The sequence below is a fragment of the Dolichospermum sp. UHCC 0315A genome (assembly GCF_008121535.1).
GTDB lineage: Bacteria > Cyanobacteriota > Cyanobacteriia > Cyanobacteriales > Nostocaceae > Dolichospermum > Dolichospermum lemmermannii.
The window spans coordinates 68984-89704 of record NZ_CP043057.1; the positions used below are offsets into that span (position 1 = coordinate 68984).

The 20721-nt window shown below is 36.3% G+C and carries 12 protein-coding genes and 1 pseudogene; 5 read left to right on the forward strand and 8 right to left on the reverse strand.

Going from position 1 to position 20721, the window contains the following annotated elements; genetic code table 11:
- Positions 1-611: 611 nt before the first annotated feature.
- From BMF77_RS25655 to BMF77_RS25675, 3 genes are all read right to left on the reverse strand, one after another.
- Positions 612-2300, reverse strand: coding sequence for an IS1634 family transposase (locus tag BMF77_RS25655; RefSeq protein ID WP_148765670.1), 1689 nt, complete (start codon positions 2298-2300; stop codon positions 612-614).
- 852 nt (positions 2301-3152) lie between these two features.
- Positions 3153-6140 carry a Tn3 family transposase gene (locus BMF77_RS25670; protein ID WP_148762638.1) on the reverse strand — a complete coding sequence of 996 codons (2988 nt, stop codon included), beginning with the start codon at positions 6138-6140 and terminating at the stop codon, positions 3153-3155.
- A gap of 261 nt (positions 6141-6401) precedes the next feature.
- Positions 6402-7310, reverse strand: coding sequence for a tyrosine-type recombinase/integrase (locus BMF77_RS25675; RefSeq protein WP_148762640.1), 909 nt, complete (start codon positions 7308-7310; stop codon positions 6402-6404).
- Positions 7311-7387: 77 nt separating this feature from the next.
- Here BMF77_RS25675 and BMF77_RS25680 point away from each other — a divergent pair, with 77 nt between their 5' ends.
- On the forward strand, positions 7388-7846 hold the full coding sequence (locus tag BMF77_RS25680; RefSeq protein WP_148762642.1) for a helix-turn-helix domain-containing protein: 459 nt from the start codon (positions 7388-7390) through the stop codon (positions 7844-7846).
- A gap of 42 nt (positions 7847-7888) precedes the next feature.
- On the opposite strand, the gene BMF77_RS25685 is transcribed toward BMF77_RS25680, so the two are convergent.
- Positions 7889-8251 (reverse strand): hypothetical protein, encoded by a 363-nt coding sequence (locus tag BMF77_RS25685; RefSeq protein ID WP_148766566.1) that lies wholly within the window; start codon positions 8249-8251, stop codon positions 7889-7891.
- Between the two features lie 476 nt (positions 8252-8727).
- On the opposite strand from BMF77_RS25685, the gene BMF77_RS25690 reads away from it, so the two are divergent.
- Positions 8728-12054: a hypothetical protein gene (locus BMF77_RS25690; protein WP_148766564.1), complete on the forward strand. Its 3327-nt coding sequence runs from the start codon at positions 8728-8730 to the stop codon at positions 12052-12054.
- A gap of 117 nt (positions 12055-12171) precedes the next feature.
- Here the strand turns inward: BMF77_RS25690 and BMF77_RS25695 are convergent.
- Positions 12172-12327 (reverse strand): annotated as a pseudogene (locus BMF77_RS25695) (DUF4277 domain-containing protein); the annotation flags it as partial.
- 423 nt (positions 12328-12750) lie between these two features.
- Here BMF77_RS25695 and BMF77_RS25700 point away from each other — a divergent pair.
- The 3 genes from BMF77_RS25700 (at position 12751) to BMF77_RS25710 (ending at position 15576) form a co-directional block, all read left to right on the forward strand.
- Positions 12751-13611: a HEAT repeat domain-containing protein gene (locus BMF77_RS25700; protein WP_148766687.1), complete on the forward strand. Its 861-nt coding sequence runs from the start codon at positions 12751-12753 to the stop codon at positions 13609-13611.
- Positions 13612-13731: 120 nt separating this feature from the next.
- Entirely contained in the window at positions 13732-14007 is a 276-nt protein-coding gene (locus BMF77_RS25705) for a hypothetical protein (protein ID WP_246863035.1), read from the forward strand.
- Positions 14008-14526: 519 nt separating this feature from the next.
- A complete protein-coding gene (locus BMF77_RS25710) occupies positions 14527-15576 on the forward strand; it encodes a glycosyl hydrolase family 18 protein (protein ID WP_148766689.1) in 1050 nt (349 codons plus the stop codon).
- A 72-nt stretch (positions 15577-15648) separates the two neighbouring features.
- On the opposite strand, the gene BMF77_RS25715 is transcribed toward BMF77_RS25710, so the two are convergent.
- The 3 genes from BMF77_RS25715 to BMF77_RS25725 all read right to left on the reverse strand — a co-directional run bounded on the left by BMF77_RS25715 (position 15649) and on the right by BMF77_RS25725 (position 20626).
- Complete coding sequence (locus BMF77_RS25715; RefSeq protein ID WP_148766691.1) at positions 15649-16332, reverse strand: hypothetical protein; 684 nt, start codon at positions 16330-16332, stop codon at positions 15649-15651.
- Positions 16333-16541: 209 nt separating this feature from the next.
- A complete protein-coding gene (locus BMF77_RS25720; protein ID WP_148766693.1) occupies positions 16542-20114 on the reverse strand; it encodes a WD40 repeat domain-containing protein in 3573 nt (1190 codons plus the stop codon).
- Positions 20111-20626 (reverse strand): hypothetical protein, encoded by a 516-nt coding sequence (locus tag BMF77_RS25725; protein WP_148766695.1) that lies wholly within the window; start codon positions 20624-20626, stop codon positions 20111-20113. Before BMF77_RS25725 ends, BMF77_RS25720 begins: the two co-directional genes overlap by 4 nt.
- Positions 20627-20721 lie beyond the last annotated feature (95 nt).

Genomic DNA, 20721 nt, shown 5'->3' on the forward strand with positions numbered 1-20721 from the left:
ACTAATGTCTAATAACGGGGTGAAATGAGCAACGGTACAGAAAGTTACGCTAAGGCTGAAACGATTACTGGATAAGCTTTTCAAAATTACTTCTCCAATTCTGATTTCTGCTCTGACTGTCTGTGGCGTTTGACAATATCATTGACTTGAGGGGGCAACAAGCAAAGTGAAAGCAAGATAGGCAAAGGGTTTCAGGTGCTAGACCCTCTGAAAAAAGATGGTGCTTATTGACAATGCTATGAGGTTATTAAGCAGGTATCTAGAGGGTGCAGTTTGATCCCACATTCCGCACCCCAAAATGTTACAGAGGGAAATTACGGAGATGAAAATCAAAGGGAGCATCAAAACAAACAGATAAAGTGAAAAAAGGCATTTGAGAAACAGTAAATCACCAAAAATGTCATCAAAATCTATTCTCAATAAGAAGCAATAAGAATGCACACCACCTGGAGAGGTCAATAGATAAGTGAAAGAAGATATTCAAGAAACAATTATAAGTTAGACTAATCAATTAAAGTAAAAAACGAAATTATAGACATAGTAAAATGGAGCTATAAATCAAAGAGATTAGCTCATCTTTACAAGAGAAATTAAATTGATAGAGATGATAATTAGCTGACTAATTGATAGTAACGTAAACAATCATCTGGTAAAAGACTCAAGATAAAATCTCTGTCCTTATTCCAATTAGAAATATGTTTCTCCTGATTGAGTGTAACCAAATGAATACACTGAAAGCATTGAAAAATCCAGCGTAAAGTAGGACGATTAGTTGCTTTGCCTAATTGATTTTTAATTGTTGATTTAGACTCCAAAAGAGCATTTCTAATATGACGTTGAGCCAAAGTATAAACCAGTAGACATAAACCCATAATCATTCCCAAAGACTCTATTCTCTCAGGACTTTTGAGGAAAATACTGTCGGCAAAAAATAATGGGTCTTTGAGAAAACCAAACCCCCTCTCACATGACTGCTGGGCTTTATATTCCCTGAGCATAGAATCATTGCTTAGTTCCTGTGAATCTAAAACATTTGTCGCAATAATAAAACGTCCCGCACTCAGCAATTCTGTATTAATTTTACTTTCATCCTGGGAGACTGTAGCTGATATTTGGTAAGATATTTCTCCTGAAGTATCTTTTTTATTAGATTTTACTTGAGTCACCGTACTTTCGTGAATTTGATGATATTTGAATTGTTTTGATAATTTTGATAATGCCTTGATAGCATCTGCAACACATGCAAATCTCTCTTGTGATAACTTTTTCAAATCTTGCACAGCTTTTGATTCTGCTTTGGTAATTTTTTGTGTGAGCTTATGCAGGTCTGATTCTTTTCTTTCTTGACTTTGCACTACTAACCATCTTTGTTCTATCCCTGCATAATTTTGGATTTTTGATGCTAATTTATATCCTGGTATTGTACTATCAATAAATTCTGATTCTGCTAATGTTGATATTAATGTTTTTGCTGCTTTTATGCTTAATGGTACTCGACATAACCACTGTAAATCTGACATCATTTTCAGGTTTGATTCTGTATATAAGGCGCAGTCAGCTACTATGAGACTATTAACTTCTAATTGTTTGTGATATTCTACTGCTATTTTACCAAAACATGATGAGTCAGCTTGGTTTCCCGATGCTAGTTTTAAAAATATTGGGATGTCTCCATCTCCTGAACATATCATTTCTATGATAAACTGTTTTAAGTCTGGACGATGGTCACGAGAATAACCGTAGGTGATGGTTATTTCTTTTGGTGATTTTACTGCTAATTCTTCTAATTCTTGGTTATTTCCTACTTTTTGACTCTCAAATATTACGAATGGTAAGCTAGTGTTATACTGCCCATGCACGTGCATTGATGATGAGTCTAGATGTGATGTTAATAGTGATACTCCAAATTTTTGAGCAGCTTTTAAGGCTATGATAAAAAAGATTGTATCTAAGCCTTTTATAAACAGTTTATCCATGACTCTCCCCAATTTATCGTCGTTGAGATATTCTGGTTTTACTCCTGCTCCTATTAAATGCTCACAGGCGATTGTTTCAAAATATTTGGGAAACATATATAACGGTTTGGAGACAAATCCTAACCCGTTTATTATCATGGCTTTTACCACTTGACCTGCATTTACTTTTTCGTCTTTTTCGACTCCTATTAATTCATTTATTATTTCTACTATTCCGATTGAATCTATGATTCCTGCTACTATCCCTAGATGGTCTATGTTCTCAATTTCTATTTCTTGAGGTTTTAATTTCACAACAGTTTCCTCTAATACTTCTGTTGTCATCAATTATTTCTTATTTGGTTATCAATTCATTTTTTTCTTTTGTTACCAAGTTTCACTTTATCACACCACGTCCCTTTTAATGCTACTTATTCTTATTAAGCATCTTAATTTTTGAATTGACTTTAGTTATTATGTACTACTTTAAGGGCTTTTTTGATCTGTGACAGTTTGGGGTGCGGAATGTGGGTTTGATCCCACATTCCGCACCCCAAAATGTTACAGAGGGAAATTACGGAGATGAAAATCAAAGGGAGCATCAAAACAAACAGATAAAGTGAAAAAAGGCATTTGAGAAACAGTAAATCACCAAAAATGTCATCAAAATCTATTCTCAATAAGAAGCAATAAGAATGCACACCACCTGGAGAGGTCAATGAATAAGTGAAAGGAGATATTCAACCCACATTCCGCACCCCAAACTGTCACAGATCAAAAAAGCCCTTAAAGTAGTACATAATAACTAAAGTCAATTCAAAAATTAAGATGCTTAATGAGAATAAGTAGCATTAAAACCCACATTCCGCACCCCAAAATGTTACAGAGGGAAATTACGGAGATGAAAATCAAAGGGAGCATCAAAACAAACAGATAAAGTGAAAAAAGGCATTTGAGAAACAGTAAATCACCAAAAATGTCATCAAAATCTATTCTCAATAAGAAGCAATAAGAATGCACACCACCTGGAGAGGTCAATAGATAAGTGAAAGAAGATATTCAAGAAACAATTATAAGTTAGACTAATCAATTAAAGTAAAAAACGAAATTATAGACATAGTAAAATGGAGCTATAAATGGTATTGAGCCGAGATACGTGTAAAAACCTGCAAGATGGTCTGGAAACGCTTGCTGTGTCTACATTTCAAAGATTTCTGGAGGAAGATTAATCGCCGACTCCAAAGGTTGAGGAATATTATGTAAATTCACCACATAATCACCGTATCTTTTGATATGTCTTGTAATATAAGGACTCAAAGCAGCAAGGTATCGCATAGGAATCACCTCACCCTGTGACATCAACTTTTGAATCGCCAACGACATATCCACCGTATTTTGCAAAATCACCGCACTGGCCACCAAATCCAAATACTTTAACCGCTTTTCCTGCTCAATCGGATCATTCTCAGTAATCATCCCTTGCTTACCAAAAAATACCCAATCCAGAAAACCATTATACATCTCCACAACATTTGTTACCGCCGTAATTTCCCGTCTCAAAGTAACATTAGAAATATAATCCAGCAGAAACATAGTCCGCACCACCTTACCTAACTCTTGAAAAGCTTGATAAAGACGATTTTTGCGACTGTAGCTCCCCAACTTACGTAACAACGTCGAAGGCATCACCTTCCCAGCCTTAATTGACAGCACCACCCGCATCATGTCAGACCAATGAGTCTGAATTAAACTCCAATTCACCACACCCTTAAACAGTGGCTCAATATGCTGATAGCTCACATCCGTACCAGGACGCACAAAACTAAGATCCTGCCAATTACGGATACGTGGCATCAACTTAATACCCAGAAGATAGGAAATAGCAAACACAGGTCCAGACTGACCTTGAGTATCTGCGTGCAACGTATCCGGCTGAATATCCGAAAGATTTTTCAACAACCCATCCAAAATATAAACCGCTTCCCAAACCCCACAAGTGATGAAGTGAGTAAACAAAGCAATGTATTTATCCGAGACATGATGATAGGCAATACCACCATAACCACCGTAACGAATATGATACTCACTGTGTAAATTATTCTCGTATATCTCAAACTTACTGCCATCCGCTGCCACCTTTTTCCCTGTCCCCCAACAAGAAGGTAAAGTAAACCGATTATAAGCATTAATAACATCCCGAATTGCCGCTTCAATCTTGGCAGCACTAACATGACGACGGTTAGTATAAGAAATTTCATGGGCAGTCACCATACCCCCCGAATGACGAGCCATTTGATTAGGTCCAAGATTGCAACCGTAACCAAAAGTAGTAAAAATATAACGTTCCCCTGGGTCAGATATTTTGGCTTCACTTCCCGACATCAAACCAAAATGTCTAGTCCAATTTAACCAATGCTCAACATTGCACAATATATCTAAAATACTCCGTTCCGGCATCAGCGCCCGGATTTTCGACTCCAATAAATCCACCTCTGGGGGTTGAGTAAATGATGGTGGTTTCTTTAATACAGGGTCGCCCTCCTTATTAATTGTAAATTGTTTATCAACAGCACAAATATTATCTACTTTCTCAGCAACTTGTGTTAAACATAAGCGTAAATGTTCGACAAAATCCGTTGGATTAGCCGGAAAACCAATTAAGTTACAGTAATCTTTTATTAATGGTTCACACTCAACAGGACTTAATAATTGTTCGCGGAAATCCGCGTAGCTTTCCGACCCCACAACACAGGCATCTCCCGTTTTAAATTCAGTCGCCAAATTGTAAAAGATGCAAATTTCTAATTGCTGACGTACCAAAACCTCGGTGTCATCAATTTCGGCGACGACTAGCGCCCGCCAGTTATTACTAATAAAATCCAAATTGATATCAAAAGGCAAATATTTAGAACGTTTGTGTTCATGATCTAACACAAATTGCAAAGCTGCAATCACTGATTCATCCGCAGAAGTAGAGAGAATATCTAGAGAACGCACTAAACTAAACAGTGCTTTGCGGTTGGCAGCATAAAACCGCCACATTAATGGTAAATAGTTATTGGTATTGTACGCCGCAATTTCATCTAATTTTTGTATCAGCAATTCTGCCCCACCATGTTCATCCAAAATTGACTGCACCTGTTCTCCAAATACAGCATTATCCTTGGTTTCCTTGGCTTGTTTGGATGCTTGTAATACTTGTCCCAATGTTGCTAACAACTCTGATGTTTCTGTCAGATGTTTATCCCGGAGTTCCTGCAATCGCAGTTTGGCATTATTTTGAATCTTCAAAATACGTTTAATAAACATCTCAACCAGATAATCACGAGTTTTTACCTGTGCTTCGTACAATAGACATAATAGCAATGTCCGCCGTTTGGGTAAATTAATATCTTGAAATTCTGTGATATCTAAAGTTCTAGCATAAGCAGCAAAATGTCTAACTTTGGTAGGAGTAATATTTTGTAGTAATCGCTTGGCATCTCCAAAAGTCATGAGCATATCAAACTTGTTTTGCAGGAGTTTCATCCCATTTAGTTTGGCACTTTTAGGTGGCGATTTTAATAAATTCAGGGTGGCATTTTCATTATCCTCCTCCTTGTCTATCACCACGAGCAATTGGTCTAAATAAATTTGTTCGGTAGTTGAAAGTCCTTGAGAACAAAGTGTAAATAACCGATTATTGACCATTGACCGAATGTGGCGAATTAATCGGTCAAGGGTGCTAAATGCTGGTAATTCGTATCGTTCTTTCACTAATTCCTCAATTGCCACATTGATTAAATCAGCAGGGTGGTCTTTAATTTGGGCTGCTTCTGCAACTAATGTGGCTATTAATCTTTGACCTGTTTTATCATATTGTTTGACTCCTAAATACTCCCGAATAATATTTTTATAGGTATGACGTTGGCGTTCGGAGGGTATTGCTTTTACTGAGTCTTGTAACTTTAAACACGACCGTAAATGTTTAATTACCGCAATTGGGATCTGTTCAGGATGAGGGAAATATCCTAGACGTTGAAAGGATTTCAACATCACCATTAACCGTAGCAATCCTTCATGGTTCTTGGTTTTAGACTTGACAAACTTGATTTCTGTAGGTGTTGGAGTGTAAAGTTCTGCCAGTTCTTTGGGGTCAGGAAATTGTTTAAATTTGGGATAAGCGGTACGGTCAATTGATGTCATTCAAGTAATATTTAAAACATATAATAATCTAGTGGAAATTTTGAAAATATACTGTTTCAACAAGGCTTTAATCTGAAAACCCGTTTATAAATCAAATACGAGTCTTATATAATACTAAGATTACTCAAAATGGTTTTATCCCTCACTCCCCTACCAAAGAGTATTTTATATTCTTTTGGGTAGAAATTGACAATGCCGATAAAAATGTTGTTTTTTCGCTCAAAAAGTTGTCAATAATTATGAATGTTATGGTGACTCAGTTCAGCTTTGTAGTTCTGGATTAATCAGCATATTTAAGGCGTGACGGGCGGCTGATTCGGCTTTTTGGGAGGTAACTTTCTGGTAGCGTAATGTGGTTTGAATGCTTTCATGTCCCATGAGTGAACGTAATTCTTCTATGCTGATTAATCCTACTCGTTCTGTAGCATAAGTATGGCGTAAATCATGAATGCGTACCCCGGTTAATTCGGGATTGGTATTGGTAATTTCTCGCCAATAATCATGCAATGTATGATAGCTAATTCTACTGACTTTGAGGGTAACTGGATGTTGTGCTGTAAACAATGCGTTGATATTTTTATGTCGTGTGTGTTGGAAATATTTATTTAGTGATTGGGCGGCATCATTGCTATAAAAGCACCACCTTTGTTTGTTGCCTTTTCCCAATACCTGAAATTTCTGATTTTTGATATCTAGGTCTGATAAATTCAGTGCTAAAAGCTCTCCTATTCTACATCCTGTGCGATGCAATAGATGAATTATTGCTGATAGTCGCAAGTCATCTTTGGTTGCTGTATAGAGGATATTTAGCTGGTCTGGTGTTAGATATCTTATGAGAGTATCGCTTTTATGTTCGCCTTTTTCTCGTTGTGGGGGACGCTGTTTTAATCCCTGAATTGGGTTGATTTTTATATACTCTTGTTGGACGGCGAAGTTAAATAGACTTTGCAGTATTGCTTGATGCTTATGGTGGGTTGTGTATTTTAAATGTGAGAGGCTATCTAGATACTCTATTAATGTTTGCTTACTGATTATTTCGATTAGCCAACTTCCATATTCTGCTAGGAAGTTTAAGAGGGTTAGTTCGTAGGTTTTAATGGTACTGGGTGCTAGTCCAGTCCGTTCTAAAAATTTGACGGCAACGGTGGCTAATGTGACAGCTTGCTTCACGGAAATTTGTGTGTTTTTAGCAAGGTTATTTATTCCTAAATTATATATCTTTTAGGGAGAAATATTGGCAGTGTTTTATGGATACTTTTAAAACTCCAAAACCTGGAGAATCTCTGTCCGACTATGTTTTGCGGATGAGAAAGGAACTCAATTTAACTCAGTTTGAGGTGGCGAATGCGGCTGGTGTTCATTCTCGCTCTGTGGGGAAGATTGAACGGGGATTGACAAGGAAACTTAGCCATAAAACTCTTGGCGGTCTTGCTTTGGCTTTGTCTGTGCCTGTTGAGTATTTGCAGGCTGTTGTCAGGGGAGAAGAGGTTCTGGTAATGGCAGCGATTAAGTTTTGCCCCCAATGTTGGAATCCTGGTGGCGTTGTGGATTCAATGTGGGGAAATGTTCGGGCTAGGTTTTGTTATCTATGCGGTACGCAATTACGGTCTAGTTGTGCTAATTGTGGTGAGTTGGTGGTGTCGTTGAGGTATAAGTTTTGTCCTCTGTGTGGAAAACCTTATAAGGATGGGGGGAAAAATTGTTGAAAGCTAGACACAGTAGGCATTTCCAGACCATCTTGCAGGTTTTTACACGTATCTCGGCTCAATACCTATTTCTGATGATGCCTTTGGTGATCCCATAGACATAATTATTAATATATCAAGTAGCTTATCTACGAGTTCATCTGTGGGTATAAAACAACCTGATCGTAGTTCTGCTAACTCGACTATATTACTATTCTTATCTAACCACTCAGTAACTTTTTCAAACAAAATTTCAGACACCAAATTAGGCTCTAATTCGTATACTAAAGCTTCTGATAAAAATGCTAAAATAACTATTTTTAGGACGGGAGAACGATTTAAACTTGCTGCCAACTGTTTGGCTATGATAGAAATTTTGTAGTTTGGATCTTGTAGTAATTGCTTACGCCTTCTAGCCTCGCCCATTACCTTAATCTCCTTTTTACTGAAAGTAATTATCAAAAAGTTTAGTAAAGAAAATATTGATATACATATAATTTTAGACTATTGTGGTATAAATTAACATATTTTAGAAAGAAAAATAAATTTTCCTGAAATAGATTTTGTTTGATATACTATAATCGTAGTCAGTAGTCAATCTTGCAATCATGCTTTATAGCTCTTTGAAGAATGATAACCCTTGATCACAAGTATAAATCAAAACTCCCAAACTGTGTTATAAACAATTTGAGAGCTTAGAAAATTTCAAAATTAGCAAACCCAGTTCTTTACTTACCCTCGCCGTGGAAAGCAGCTAAGTAAAAGGTCTGGATCACCGGACTAACGACCATGAGAACTAATTCATGGCAGTCTTATATTTTGATTATAGACTGCAAAGTACAAAAGTGTAAACATTTTTCTTCTAATTCTTGCCAACCCATTGCAATTAGTGGGGGTGTGGCATGAATAAAATACTAGAAACCTTTGATATTAGGAACTTCCTAGACAGACTCACTCCCAAGAAAGGCAAAAATAGATATGTTTGCCCAGTCTGTGAAGGTTCATTAACCGTAGATATTAAAACTGGTAAGTACCAATGTTGGGCAGATCCTGACAACAAACAGCATTTAAAAGATATCAGAGAAGCTGTTAATCCCTTAGAAGATGCTTTAAAACAAGCAGGTATTGACAATGGCAGAATCAACTACCAACAGATCACCCCTGCCAAAAAACCAGATCCTTTACCAGCACCATTACCAGCACCATTACCCCAAAACATTGAATTAGCCAAATTACCCGCCCCTGGTGTTGTTCCTCAAAAGAAACATAACAGTAGAGGATCACAAATCATCTATACATACTCAGATACACAGTATGTAGTTAGATACGAATTTATAGAAGATGGTGAACAGAAAAAACTCACCATTCCTTACCATCTGGATATTCTTGGTGACAGTGTGAACGGAATTGGTGACAAACCCTGGCCTGTTTACCATCAAAAAGAAATCATCAAACATGGTAAAAACCAATTTGTTTTAGTAGTTGAAGGGGAAAAATGTACTGATGCTGCTAGACAACAAAATTTACTTACCACTACCTTTCAGGGTTCACAGTGGACAGAGGCCAAACTAGAACAATATTGTCAATGCTTAAAATCTCATAATATCGCTGGTATTGTATATTATCCTGACCATGACAAAGCAGGTTGCAACAAAGCTAACAAACTAAGAATAGCAGCCAACAAAGCACAATTACCATACATTGAATTAAATCCCCAGAGATTAAATCCAGATAGTACAGACGGCTATGATATCGCTGATTTAATAGCGGATGGATTATACAGTAGACAACTACTAGAGAATGAAATTCAGACAGCTTATAAAGAATATCTGAATACATACATAGATGCCATATTAGCAGTAGGAAAACAACCTGTTAATCAGGAAATATCTAGGGAAGATTGGGAATGTAAACTATTTATCGAAACCCTGCTCAAGCAAGCACATATACCACAATCTATACCAGCATCTATCCCAGCATCTATCCCAACATCTATTCCACTTCAACAATCATCTAGGAGTAATTTAGATGTTGATATATGGTTTGATTCTGCTAATAGATTAGAAACCTACAATCAAAGTATTCAAAGTGGCAAAAAATATATCTTGGATATGTCCAGTGCTGGGGCTGGTAAATCCAACTTTGTAGGAGAAACTATACCAGAATGGTTACAAGTCAATAAATTGTGGTACATATCCAATGAACACCGCAATCCGACCACTAAATCAATAGAAGAAAACTACACAGATTTACCAGTTAGAAATAATGGAATGTATGCAGATGAGAACAACTTAACCCCCTTGGGTAATCCCACCATTAACTGGCCTCAAAATCAAGAAGCCAATATTTCCGGGAATTGTCACAAAACACCTTTATTTCATAAATTAGCATCTAAAGGCTATCATCAAGAATCAAATAGTGAATCATCATTAAATCCCATTTGTCATACTTGTAAATTCAAAGCCAATTGTCAAGGTGTAGATTTTGAAGGTAATATATTAGATAAAATAGCTGGTGCAACTTTCAGGAGAGATCGGCGTGAGGCACTGATGAAAGATAGAATCAGATGCCATATTGATTCATTACCATCAGAAATACCCGAAAAATCCCTAGCTTTTGTAGATGAATCTAGTCGTCAAATTAATCTAGTGGAAACTACAGAATTATCATTAACAGATTACCAAAAGACTTTAGGAGAAATTGCTAGACATTTACCTGAAGTATGGAAACAAATCAAAGATTTTATCTCACCATTGGAGCAATATTTATCTTCCAAGCATAAAGAAAATTACTATGGTTATAATCATAATCAAGTAAGGTCTATATTTGGAGACATTGACCATAACATTATCTCCAATATCATTGAGGATTTAAAGGTGCTATCGCCTGATTTAGAAGATATCTTTCAAGCTGCTGATAGCGTATCCTTAGATGGAATTGACACAAGTGAAAGGAAGGGGATAAGCCGCAAAACCTTAAAATATATTCGTTATACATTCGGTAAAGAAGCAAGTCAAGAATCCCATGAATTATTAGATAACCTAATAGTGAATTGGTTAACGCCATTATTAGAAATCATTGCTAATATTAGTCCTGGGGCATTGAGGATTAAACATCACAAGCTAATCATTACCACAAAAAACACCAGACAATTAGAGGTACTAAGTAAATTCCAAAATGTGTTTTTACTGGATGCAACTGCTACCCGGAAAACAGTAGCCTTTGAATTAGGAATAGATGCCAGTGAGATATTAGTCATCTGTGAAAAATTACCTAACTACTCAAATCTAAAAGTAGTACAAATTACTGATTTAGGATTATGTGGTAAAGACAGAAGTAAATCAAAAGTTAAACAATTAGATGCCACAAAAACAGCATTAGCATCTAATCATCAAAATTTAGGAGTCATTGACCACCTCAAACACAAACAAGATGGTGAAGGTTACTGGTTTAAGGATAATCGCGGTACTAATAAATACATGAATCACGATGCTTTATTTGCTATTGGTTCACCTTATCAGGATATAGGGGCTGTAGCTTCTAAATACGCAACTTTAACAGGGGATTACGACACTAGTAAAGATAATCCCCAATTTCAGGAATATATAGAGCATTTAGTGAAAGCAGAGATTATTCAGATGGGAGGCAGACTACGAGCAAACCGTCGCCCTGATGAAGCACTAACAATTTATCTTACCAGTAATGATGATCTCAGTTACCTACTGGATTATTACCCCGGTGCAACCTTAACCAAAACCACTGCTTTTGAAATTACACCAACAGCAGGTGATAGAGAACAGGTAAGCAGATATTATCTATTAGGAGCATTTAAGCAATGTATAGACACAGGGATTAAATGTACACAAAAAGCCGTTGCTAAAATAAGCAAATTATCACAGCCCTATATTTCTAAAATAGCTAGTAAATTTGGTGGGTTCAATGCCCTCAAAAAAATATTACTAGTCCTAATAGAAGCTCTATATAGGGGTAGTAATAATTTTTCTGACCTGTCAGACGATGAAAAATCCTTAGTCAATGACTATTTACCCCTAATCAAAGACAACCCGCCTCCAGAAGTTGTCCAGGAACTGCTAGAAGTGGCTAAAACTATTGGTTATCAGGCATTTAGCAGGATTACTAGGGAATTAGCACCGGATATTCTAGGGGCATTTATTGGAGCAATAGTAGATATAGCTATAGTGAAAGATGGGAGGTATGCCTACGATTAGGGACTTCCAATTAAAAAAATACTCAAAAATTTCTTGTGGTGCGGGCCGAAAAGTCCCCTAATTATCAAGGACGGGCAGGACTTGTACTGAGCCTGTCGTTGATACAAAACCTAGTTAATTCAGAATGATTGCTTTAACTACTTCGCCTGTATTTACTTTCTCTCTACTATTTACTAAGAATAGCTTATTAATTTTTTCTACTATTCCTATTTCATCTATTATTCCTAAGTGATCTAAGTTTTTACTCTCAAATTCTTCTTTTTGGTAATTCATATTTTTTGGTATTTTGATTTCCTTCAGACTCATTTTTTCTTCTGAATTTATTGTCAATACCTTATTAATTTCAATTTGTTGGCAATTTTTATATTACTGTCTATACAGCACTTCTCGGTGTTATGAGGTACACCATTAGCGGGCAAGACTTGTACTGAGCTTGTCGAAGTATGCCCGCACTACAAGAGTTTCATGATTCAACTTTGTACCTCATAAGAGCGGAAACCGCTGTATTTATTGCCAACTTAGTTATGTGTTTATGTTTAAGCTATTTCTGTTACTTATTACACTTGTACCTGTACTACAAAATGAAGTGCGGAATGTGGGATATAGGTTTCAACATTGGTTCAATAGTTGTTGTTTTGCGTTAGAATCAAATTAATAAATCTATGCAAACAGTATTAAAATTCAACTTTGATTTGTATGTCACAAAATAGTTATTCCGAGACTGTTGCTCAATTGTTTAATTATCAAGAAGGGACAGGGAAATTATCACCAGATAAATGGCCTAATTATGAGAAATTAGGTATTACTACTGAACATATTCCTGAGTTGATCAGTTTAGCAACTGATGAAGATTTTTACAATATAGACCATAACGCGCTTTTGTCTGATGAAAGTGGTTTATTTGAATATGCACCAATTCATGCAATACGTATATTAGGAAAATTCCGAGTAGAAGCAGCAATTGAGCCGTTAATTAGCTTATTATCCAAACTTGATGATTTTGATTTTAATAATGAAGTATTGTTCATTTTGGATGAAGAATTAAAAAATGTTTTAAGCCTGATTGGTTTACCTGTAATTCCGGCACTTTCTACTTATATCGCTAATGATTCTCATGGGCAATTTCCCCGAATTACAGCTATGTTAACTATTAAAACTATTGCCTCTGTCTATCCAGAGCATTACCAGCATTGTGTTACTTCTTTATCTCAACATTTAGAATCTTTTAGAGAAAATGATCCTGAGTTTAACGGTCATATTGTCTGGGTGCTTTCTGATATGAATGCAATAGATTGTTTACCTTTAATTGAGCGAGCTTTTCAAGCAGGGTGTGTTGATGAGGATGTGATAGGAGATTATGATGAAGTGCTTGTCAAATTTGGTTTAAAGGATATCACAGATATCTCTCCTAAAACTATAAAAGCGACTGATACACAGAACCCCATATCCTTAAATTTTACTACTTCTCCTAGATTTAAACAACTTGAGAAACTAAATAAAGCACAGCAAAAGAGAGACGCTAGAAGAAAGCGAAATTTAAACCAACTGGGAAAATAAGTGATTTAGGGGTAAAGTTAGGTCGAGGGGGAGTATTATCTCCCGCGCTTCGCTATCGCCATCTCCGATCTCCAAATTAAAGTAGCGGAATTACAACGAGCTAGAGCGCAACTTGCAGATATGACTAGAGAAAAAGTGGCAGTAGCTCTGGTGAAATTCGATGAAGGTAAAACTGATTTTCAAATAGCTCAAGTTGTAGGAGCAAGAGCTATTGATCAATTTAAAGTATTTGAATTACGCTACATTCGTGGCAACAATAATACTGAGGGATATTTAGCTAAACAATCTGAATTAGATAAAATCAAGGCTAATACTTATGGTTCTTGGGGGAAAATGCGGCGATCGCTCTTTGAAATAAAATTATTAGTATTGGGTGTCAAAGACGCGGAAATATAAAATGTGGGGGGCGATCGCTCTTTGAAATCAAGTTATTAGTATTGGGCTAAACTGTGCCAATTTAGGAATTTTGTACGCTAAGAAATCGGAGCAATCGCCCAAAGCCTTGCCATTAAAGATTGTTAGCGTTCAACTCTTTGGGAATTTTTTAACGACCATTGTTCTAAAATACAAAAAATTTCATTCGGATGATATTTTATGAAACTATTGATAGTCATTGATAGTCAAGGCTTTCAACTTTTTTGAAATTTTCTTAGCGTACAAAACTCCCGATTCGGCACAGTCTAGCCTGTTCTGTGAATTTCACGTGGTTAATCAAGTCAGTAAATAAACATGGAGGACGTAAATTTTTGTTTCTTAGTTATGTCTGCGTTAGCAGACAACAATTATATTATTTATGATTGTTATTTATATTTTCATGCAAATATGATTGAATACATTAAATTTGTTTATACATTTATAGTTTTTACTCAAAAGTAGTAACATCAAAATTTGTATTTAATCTGAGGAAATTATCAAATGTCAAACTCTATTGGTTGGAAATTTTTAACTACGTTCTGCTTAACCTTAGTTCTAATATTATTAGGTACAACAGGATTATTCTCTGCTCCAAACCCAGTAAGCCAATTCTCTTTCGTAGGCTATTTTCAGAGTTGGTCTGAAAGGAAAAGTAGCGACCCTAAACAGTTACAACTAACTACTTTGCCTCCTTATGTCAACATGGTGATTGTATCTTTCATGAAGCCAGATACTACATATCAAGGTAATAAAAATTTGGCAGAAACAGGTTTACAATTTAGTGCAGATGGCTTAGTTGTTAAAAAAGCGATCGCACTTTTGAAGCAACGTAATCCTAAGACTAAAGTGCTGGTAGCTTTTGGTGGACTTACTTACACAAATTTTGCTCAACTAAATCCTACAGCCATTTCTAATGTTGTTAAAGATTTTGGGTTTGATGGTGTTGATATTGATTACGAGCCTACTAATTCCCAGTGTTCATCTTCAAAGGGTAAAATATCATGTACATCCGATGTAGAATTTCGTCGTGTTGTTAGTCAAATTCGTAAGGTATTACCCAAGCCATACTTAGTTACAGTAGCAGCTTGGAGCATTGGTGCTTATGGTGAAGGCAAATGGGCTAATGCTCAACCTCAAGGAGCGAAAACAGGTTTGATGTTGAATCTGCTACGCTCACCCGAAAGTAAAATGATTGACCAACTGCACGTTATGTCTTACGACGCAGGTCTCAGTTATAATCCCCAAGATGCATTAGCAGCTTATCAAAATTATTTTAAAGGCAAAGTATTTATGGGAATTCAAGTACCACCTGAAGGCTGGGGAGGTAATGTTTATACTTTGTCAAAAGTTAGTAGTTTAGCACAGGCTGTTGTTAATAACAATGCTGGTGGATTAATGTTATGGAGCTTACAAAAGCAGCCAGATGGAAATCCTTCGGAGAATAAACCAAATGCGGAAATGATAGCTAAAACATCCTGTCAAATTTTGTCACTTAATAATTGTCAGCAAGCCTTATTTAGCTTGCCAACAAACAAGTTAGATAATAGGTAACTTTTATGCAGGAGCATCCCAAATGTGCAAGTTCACTATTACAAATTTTTGAGCTATATAAAATAGCCAAAGTCAGAATCTAGGTAATCTATATCCAGCAAATTCTTTTAAGTAACATAGATTAGTAGTGCCATTTGAATCAGAAGATGTTCGTCCTGTAAGTAATAGGTTAACAACAGTTACGTCACCCGTTACATGGGCAGCTGCAAGAATTCCACTAGAAGTTATGGTTGCACCTCCTATTGTACGTCCTAAGTAATTCTTCAGAGAACGTCCTCTTTGTCGAAGTTTATTCTCTATACTATTCCAATTCAGTAAAAAAGCTTCACGGATAGCTATTTCTTGTACATTATTTTTATTACTAAGGAATTCTGCGGTAGTATAAACTCCGTTCTTTCCTGTCCATCTGCCTTGACGTTGATATCCAAGCGCTCTAAGCAAAATATTCGTAAATTGATATTTACCATACGCACCCTGTCCATTACTTGTATTATAAGGAGTTTCCCATGAGCCTGTTTCCCTTACTGCCAATGCATACAAGAAATCTTGTGTAAAATTATTTCTTTGACACGCAACAGGCCAGTTTTGACTTATTTCAAATTTATCATAAGTTAAGCTGCTTGTTGGTTTTGAGATAGTAGAAGGTGATTGAACACCAAATGCTGTATAGGGACTAGTTAATAAGATAATTGCTGGAATTTTTACCCAAGCAATTAAACTACCTAATGTGGGTTTTTTTGATACAGAATTTTTCATGATCTCAATTGATAATTTGAGTAAGAACGCTTTAGATATAGTATAGATTTAAAAATATTTAAACACACAAATTTAATATTTTTTTCAGCTAAATTACTGGTTTAAATCTAAAATTCACATGAGCAGTTTCACTGTAAATTGTCAATAATGAGTAGTATTTCATATTTTTGTTTTATTCCTAATTGTTATTTGTGTCAGAAATTACTGTCTCAACGACATCCTCTAAGATTTTTACGAACATTAGAATTATTTCTCCAATAATCTCTTACCCAATCACACGCAATTCTTAATTGATCTTCCAAAGCATATTCCTTATTCCACAGAATCACAGTCCTGTCTTCACTTGCTGAAGCAATAGTTTTACCGTCAGGACTAAAAGAAACTGCTCTAACTCCTTTGCTATGTCCTCTTAAAGTTGCAAGCAAGATGCCATCAGTATTCCAAATTTTGATGCTTTTGTCTGCACTGACTGAGGCAATCATCTTACCATCTGGGCTAAAAGATATCCCAATAACGCCTTCACTGTGTCCTTTTAAAGTTCTCAGCAGAGTACCGTCCTCTGTTTTCCAAAGTTTGACCGTATTATCCCAACTTACCGAAGCAATGGTCTTGCCATCTGGACTGAAAGAGATTCCTAGCACAACATTTTCATGTCCATTTAAGGTATGTTGCAATGTGCCATCAATATTCCAGAGTTTGATAGTTTTGTCTAGGCTGGCAGAGGCAATAGTATACCCATCAGGGCTGAACTTAACGTCCCTGACCTGGTTTTCATGACCGTTGAGTGTAGTAATCTTTTTACCATCAATACTCCACAAAATAACGCTTTTATCTGCACTACCTGACGCGATGGTTTGTCCATCAGGGCTAAAGGCAACTGCCCAAATTGCATCTTTATGCCCTTCAAGAGTTTTCTTCAAAGAGCCATCAAGATTCCAAAGTTTGATAGTTTTATCATCAGAAGCTGAAGCTATGATTTGATTGTCAGAGCTAAAATCTAAGCCCAATACACCAGCTTTATGTCCTTTAAGAGTTTTCTGCAAAGAACCGTCAATATTCCAAAGTTTGATAGTTTTGTCATCAGAACCTGATGCGATAATTTGACCATCGCGGCTAAAACGCACTGCAATTACGTCTTTATCATGTCCATCAAGAGTTCGCATCAATGGATTCTCAAACTTCCAAAGTTTAATGTTTTTATCTTCACTTGTTGAGGCAAGTACCTTACCATCAGCACTAAATGCAACTCCGTAAACTTTATCTTGGCCATTTAAAGTTTTCAGCAATTTTCCATCTTGACTCCAAAGTTTGACAGTATTATCCCAACTTGCTGAAGCAATTGTTTTACCATCAGGACTGAATACTACCCCTACAACTCGATTGTTATGACCATCTAAAGTCTTCAACAATCTACCGTATTGACGACTCCAAAGTTTGACAGTATTATCCCAACTTGCTGAAGCAATTGTTTTACCATCAGGACTCAATGCTACCCCTGCAACTTCATCAGTGTGACCTTGACGGTTAAGAATCTTGAGTAAAAGACCGTTACGATTCCAAAGTCTAATTGTTTTGTCTGCACTGGCTGAGGCAATAGTGTTGCCACTGGGGCTAAATACAACTCCCCGAACTGCACCCTGATGTCCTTTGAGAGTTTTCACCAACGAACTATTTAAACTCCAGAGTTTAATTGTTGTGTCATCAGAAGCTGAAGCAATGGTTTGTCCATCAGAGCTAAAAGCAACTGCCCATACAGTACCTTTATGTCCTTCAAGGGTCTTTAATAAACTGCCATCTCGACTCCAGAGTTTAATTGTTGTGTCTCCACTAGCGGAAGCAATGGTTTGTCCATCAGGGCTAAAAGCAACTGCCCATACAGTACCTTTATGTCCTTCAAGGGTCTTTAATAAACTGCCATCTCGACTCCAGAGTTTAATTGTTGTGTCTCCACTAGCGGAAGCAATGGTTTGTCCATCAGGGCTAAAAGCAACTGCCCATACAGCATTTTCATGACTGCTCAATCGGTTGTATTCAACCACTTTAGTAACAGACTGCTCTAAATTCTGGTTGACCTGATTTTGAGTTTTATCGTCTACCCATACCAAACTCTGCAATTTTCCTCTTGCCCTAATTGCTTCTACAAGGGCATCAAATTCTTGATTGGAGGATAAAAGTGTTACTGAAGATGCACTAATCGCTTTAATCTCACTCCCAACTGCATTCTGCCATTGCCATCCAGCTAATAAAGCTAAGATTGAAACTATTCCAGAGAAAATGCTCAATGATAAAATGATTCTGCGCCTTTTGCGAACAGATAATTTTTCACTAGCGTCAATAAAATCAATATCATCTTGATTAAAGAAGGGTAAGTCTAAAGATTTTTGTTTTTCTCTTAATTCTAAAATACGAAATAGTTTTGATCCACTCCATAGTTCATTATCTGATTTTTGTTCTTTCCAGTGGTGTACATCATCTTGTAGCCGATTACGTAAGGCTATAGATTCATGATATTCTTCAACTAATTTTTTCAGTATATTCCAAGAAGTAATGATACTTTCATGAACGATTTCTACTGTAGATACTTCTGCTTCTGATTTGCGGTTACTCACTAAAAGTTTTTCACTAATCAGTTTTTCTAAGACATCTTTTTCGCAACTACCAGTGAACTCAGACATAAAAGCCCTTCTACTAATAGGCTTCCATTCCTCATCAAAAGTTGAATTTCTATTAATACCAACCAGTTTTAAAAAGATTATTCTAGCTGCTTGTTGTTCATCCGACGATAATTTATTATAAACCTTATCCAAGTGTTTTTGTAACGTACCTGTAACACCGCCCAACGTTTGATAGGTGCTTTTCTTCAATGTACGGTGGTTTTGAAAATCGGCTGTTTCTGCTTCCGTTTTCCAAAGTAGATTCAAGGTATATTGTAACAATGGTAAGTAGCCTGACTGACCTTTGATATCTTCAAGTATTTGATCTACTAGATTATCTTCAAATACAACACCATGATGGGCGGCAGGTTGCTCAATTGCCATTCGCAACTCGTTTTTTTGCATTTTCGCAATCATTGGCCAATGCTTATCTATAGCTTCTACCAGGCCAGAATAGTCACCTAACTTGTAAAAAAAATCAGCCCGCATGGTTGCCAAGATTTTGACATTAGGTTGCGAATCTTTGTTTAATTGCACCAAACTCTCAATAAACTGTTTACTCTTTTCTGGATGACTATTAGTAAATAACTCTTCAAACTGGTCAATAAATATCAACCAGTAAGAATTTGTTTCTTCCTTCAACCTTTTAACAACCTGAGTTAGTGTGTCTGCTTTAGCTTCACGGGCAATACTTGCTTTTTCTTGTCCGTATTTAGGAAAGAGACTAACATATAAAGATTCAAATGGGTCTTTACCTGGTTTAAATGTCAAATTGAAAAAATTTGGTTTGTATTCGTTCATAAGCCAGGGAATTAAACCGGCACGAACAACGGAGGATTTGCCACTACCACTAGCCCCTAAAAGTAAAATTAAATTGGTGTGTTCAAATTCATTTACCAACTCCGTGAGAAATTGGTCACGCCCAAAAAACAAATCTTTATCTTCAGGCTCAAAATTATTTAAACTTTTGTAAGGTGAATTAAGTTTAAATTGCCGACTTTTTATCTCAGCAACAGTGATTTGTATAATTTGAGTTTGGTTAAATGTGACAGTGCTACCATCGCCTATTTTGACATGGCTAATATCTTGCTCACTTGAATTCTGACTATTGGGAAATTCTGAGTTCATATTCCTCCCCAGAACTTAGCAATTAAGGGAGCTATTTCCAAGACTGGTTTAGCTAATTCTGCCACCCCTATTAAACTCTTCTTGAGGAATTCAAGTGATTCCTTAACTGAATTTTTATCTGGATTTGGTTTTTTTAATTCTTCTTCTATAGTTTGTATCGGAACTTCTAAAGTTTTTTTCTCGATTACGTTTAAATTATTACTTGCTGCAATATCTTGTTTTAACTTTGAGAGAAAAGCTAAGACTTCCCGTAGTTCAGCAACATTGTTAAGGGTAGCTTGAGTTTGGGTTATATTACTTCCCCTATCAGCTTGAGTTTGATTAAATTCAATCCCGGCATTGCCGTTGCCAATTGTGATACCTTCAATATTTTGTGAATGGGAATCCACGGCTTTAGCATCAGTAGCAATCATACTTAAGACACTAGATAAGGACTGTTGTAATTCCAGTATTTCTTCTGCTGTCAGGGCTTTGATGATATCTAAAACTTCGCTAACGCTGTATTTTGGCATATAATGTAATATGTTGTTTTAGGTCTCAACAGCAACTATAGTGAGACTTTTAGGTTCATTAGCCACAAAAAATGGCTAAATTTGGATATTTTGAA

Coding starts and splice junctions, on each gene's coding strand:
- BMF77_RS25655 (WP_148765670.1), bottom strand. CDS start 2,300: ATGACAACAGAAGTATTAGAGGAAACTGTTGTGAAATTAAAACCTCAA.
- BMF77_RS25670 (WP_148762638.1), bottom strand. CDS start 6,140: ATGACATCAATTGACCGTACCGCTTATCCCAAATTTAAACAATTTCCT.
- BMF77_RS25680 (WP_148762642.1), top strand. CDS start 7,388: ATGGATACTTTTAAAACTCCAAAACCTGGAGAATCTCTGTCCGACTAT.
- BMF77_RS25685 (WP_148766566.1), bottom strand. CDS start 8,251: ATGGGCGAGGCTAGAAGGCGTAAGCAATTACTACAAGATCCAAACTAC.
- BMF77_RS25690 (WP_148766564.1), top strand. CDS start 8,728: ATGAATAAAATACTAGAAACCTTTGATATTAGGAACTTCCTAGACAGA.
- BMF77_RS25700 (WP_148766687.1), top strand. CDS start 12,751: ATGTCACAAAATAGTTATTCCGAGACTGTTGCTCAATTGTTTAATTAT.
- BMF77_RS25705 (WP_246863035.1), top strand. CDS start 13,732: ATGACTAGAGAAAAAGTGGCAGTAGCTCTGGTGAAATTCGATGAAGGT.
- BMF77_RS25710 (WP_148766689.1), top strand. CDS start 14,527: ATGTCAAACTCTATTGGTTGGAAATTTTTAACTACGTTCTGCTTAACC.
- BMF77_RS25715 (WP_148766691.1), bottom strand. CDS start 16,332: ATGAAAAATTCTGTATCAAAAAAACCCACATTAGGTAGTTTAATTGCT.
- BMF77_RS25720 (WP_148766693.1), bottom strand. CDS start 20,114: ATGAACTCAGAATTTCCCAATAGTCAGAATTCAAGTGAGCAAGATATT.
- BMF77_RS25725 (WP_148766695.1), bottom strand. CDS start 20,626: ATGCCAAAATACAGCGTTAGCGAAGTTTTAGATATCATCAAAGCCCTG.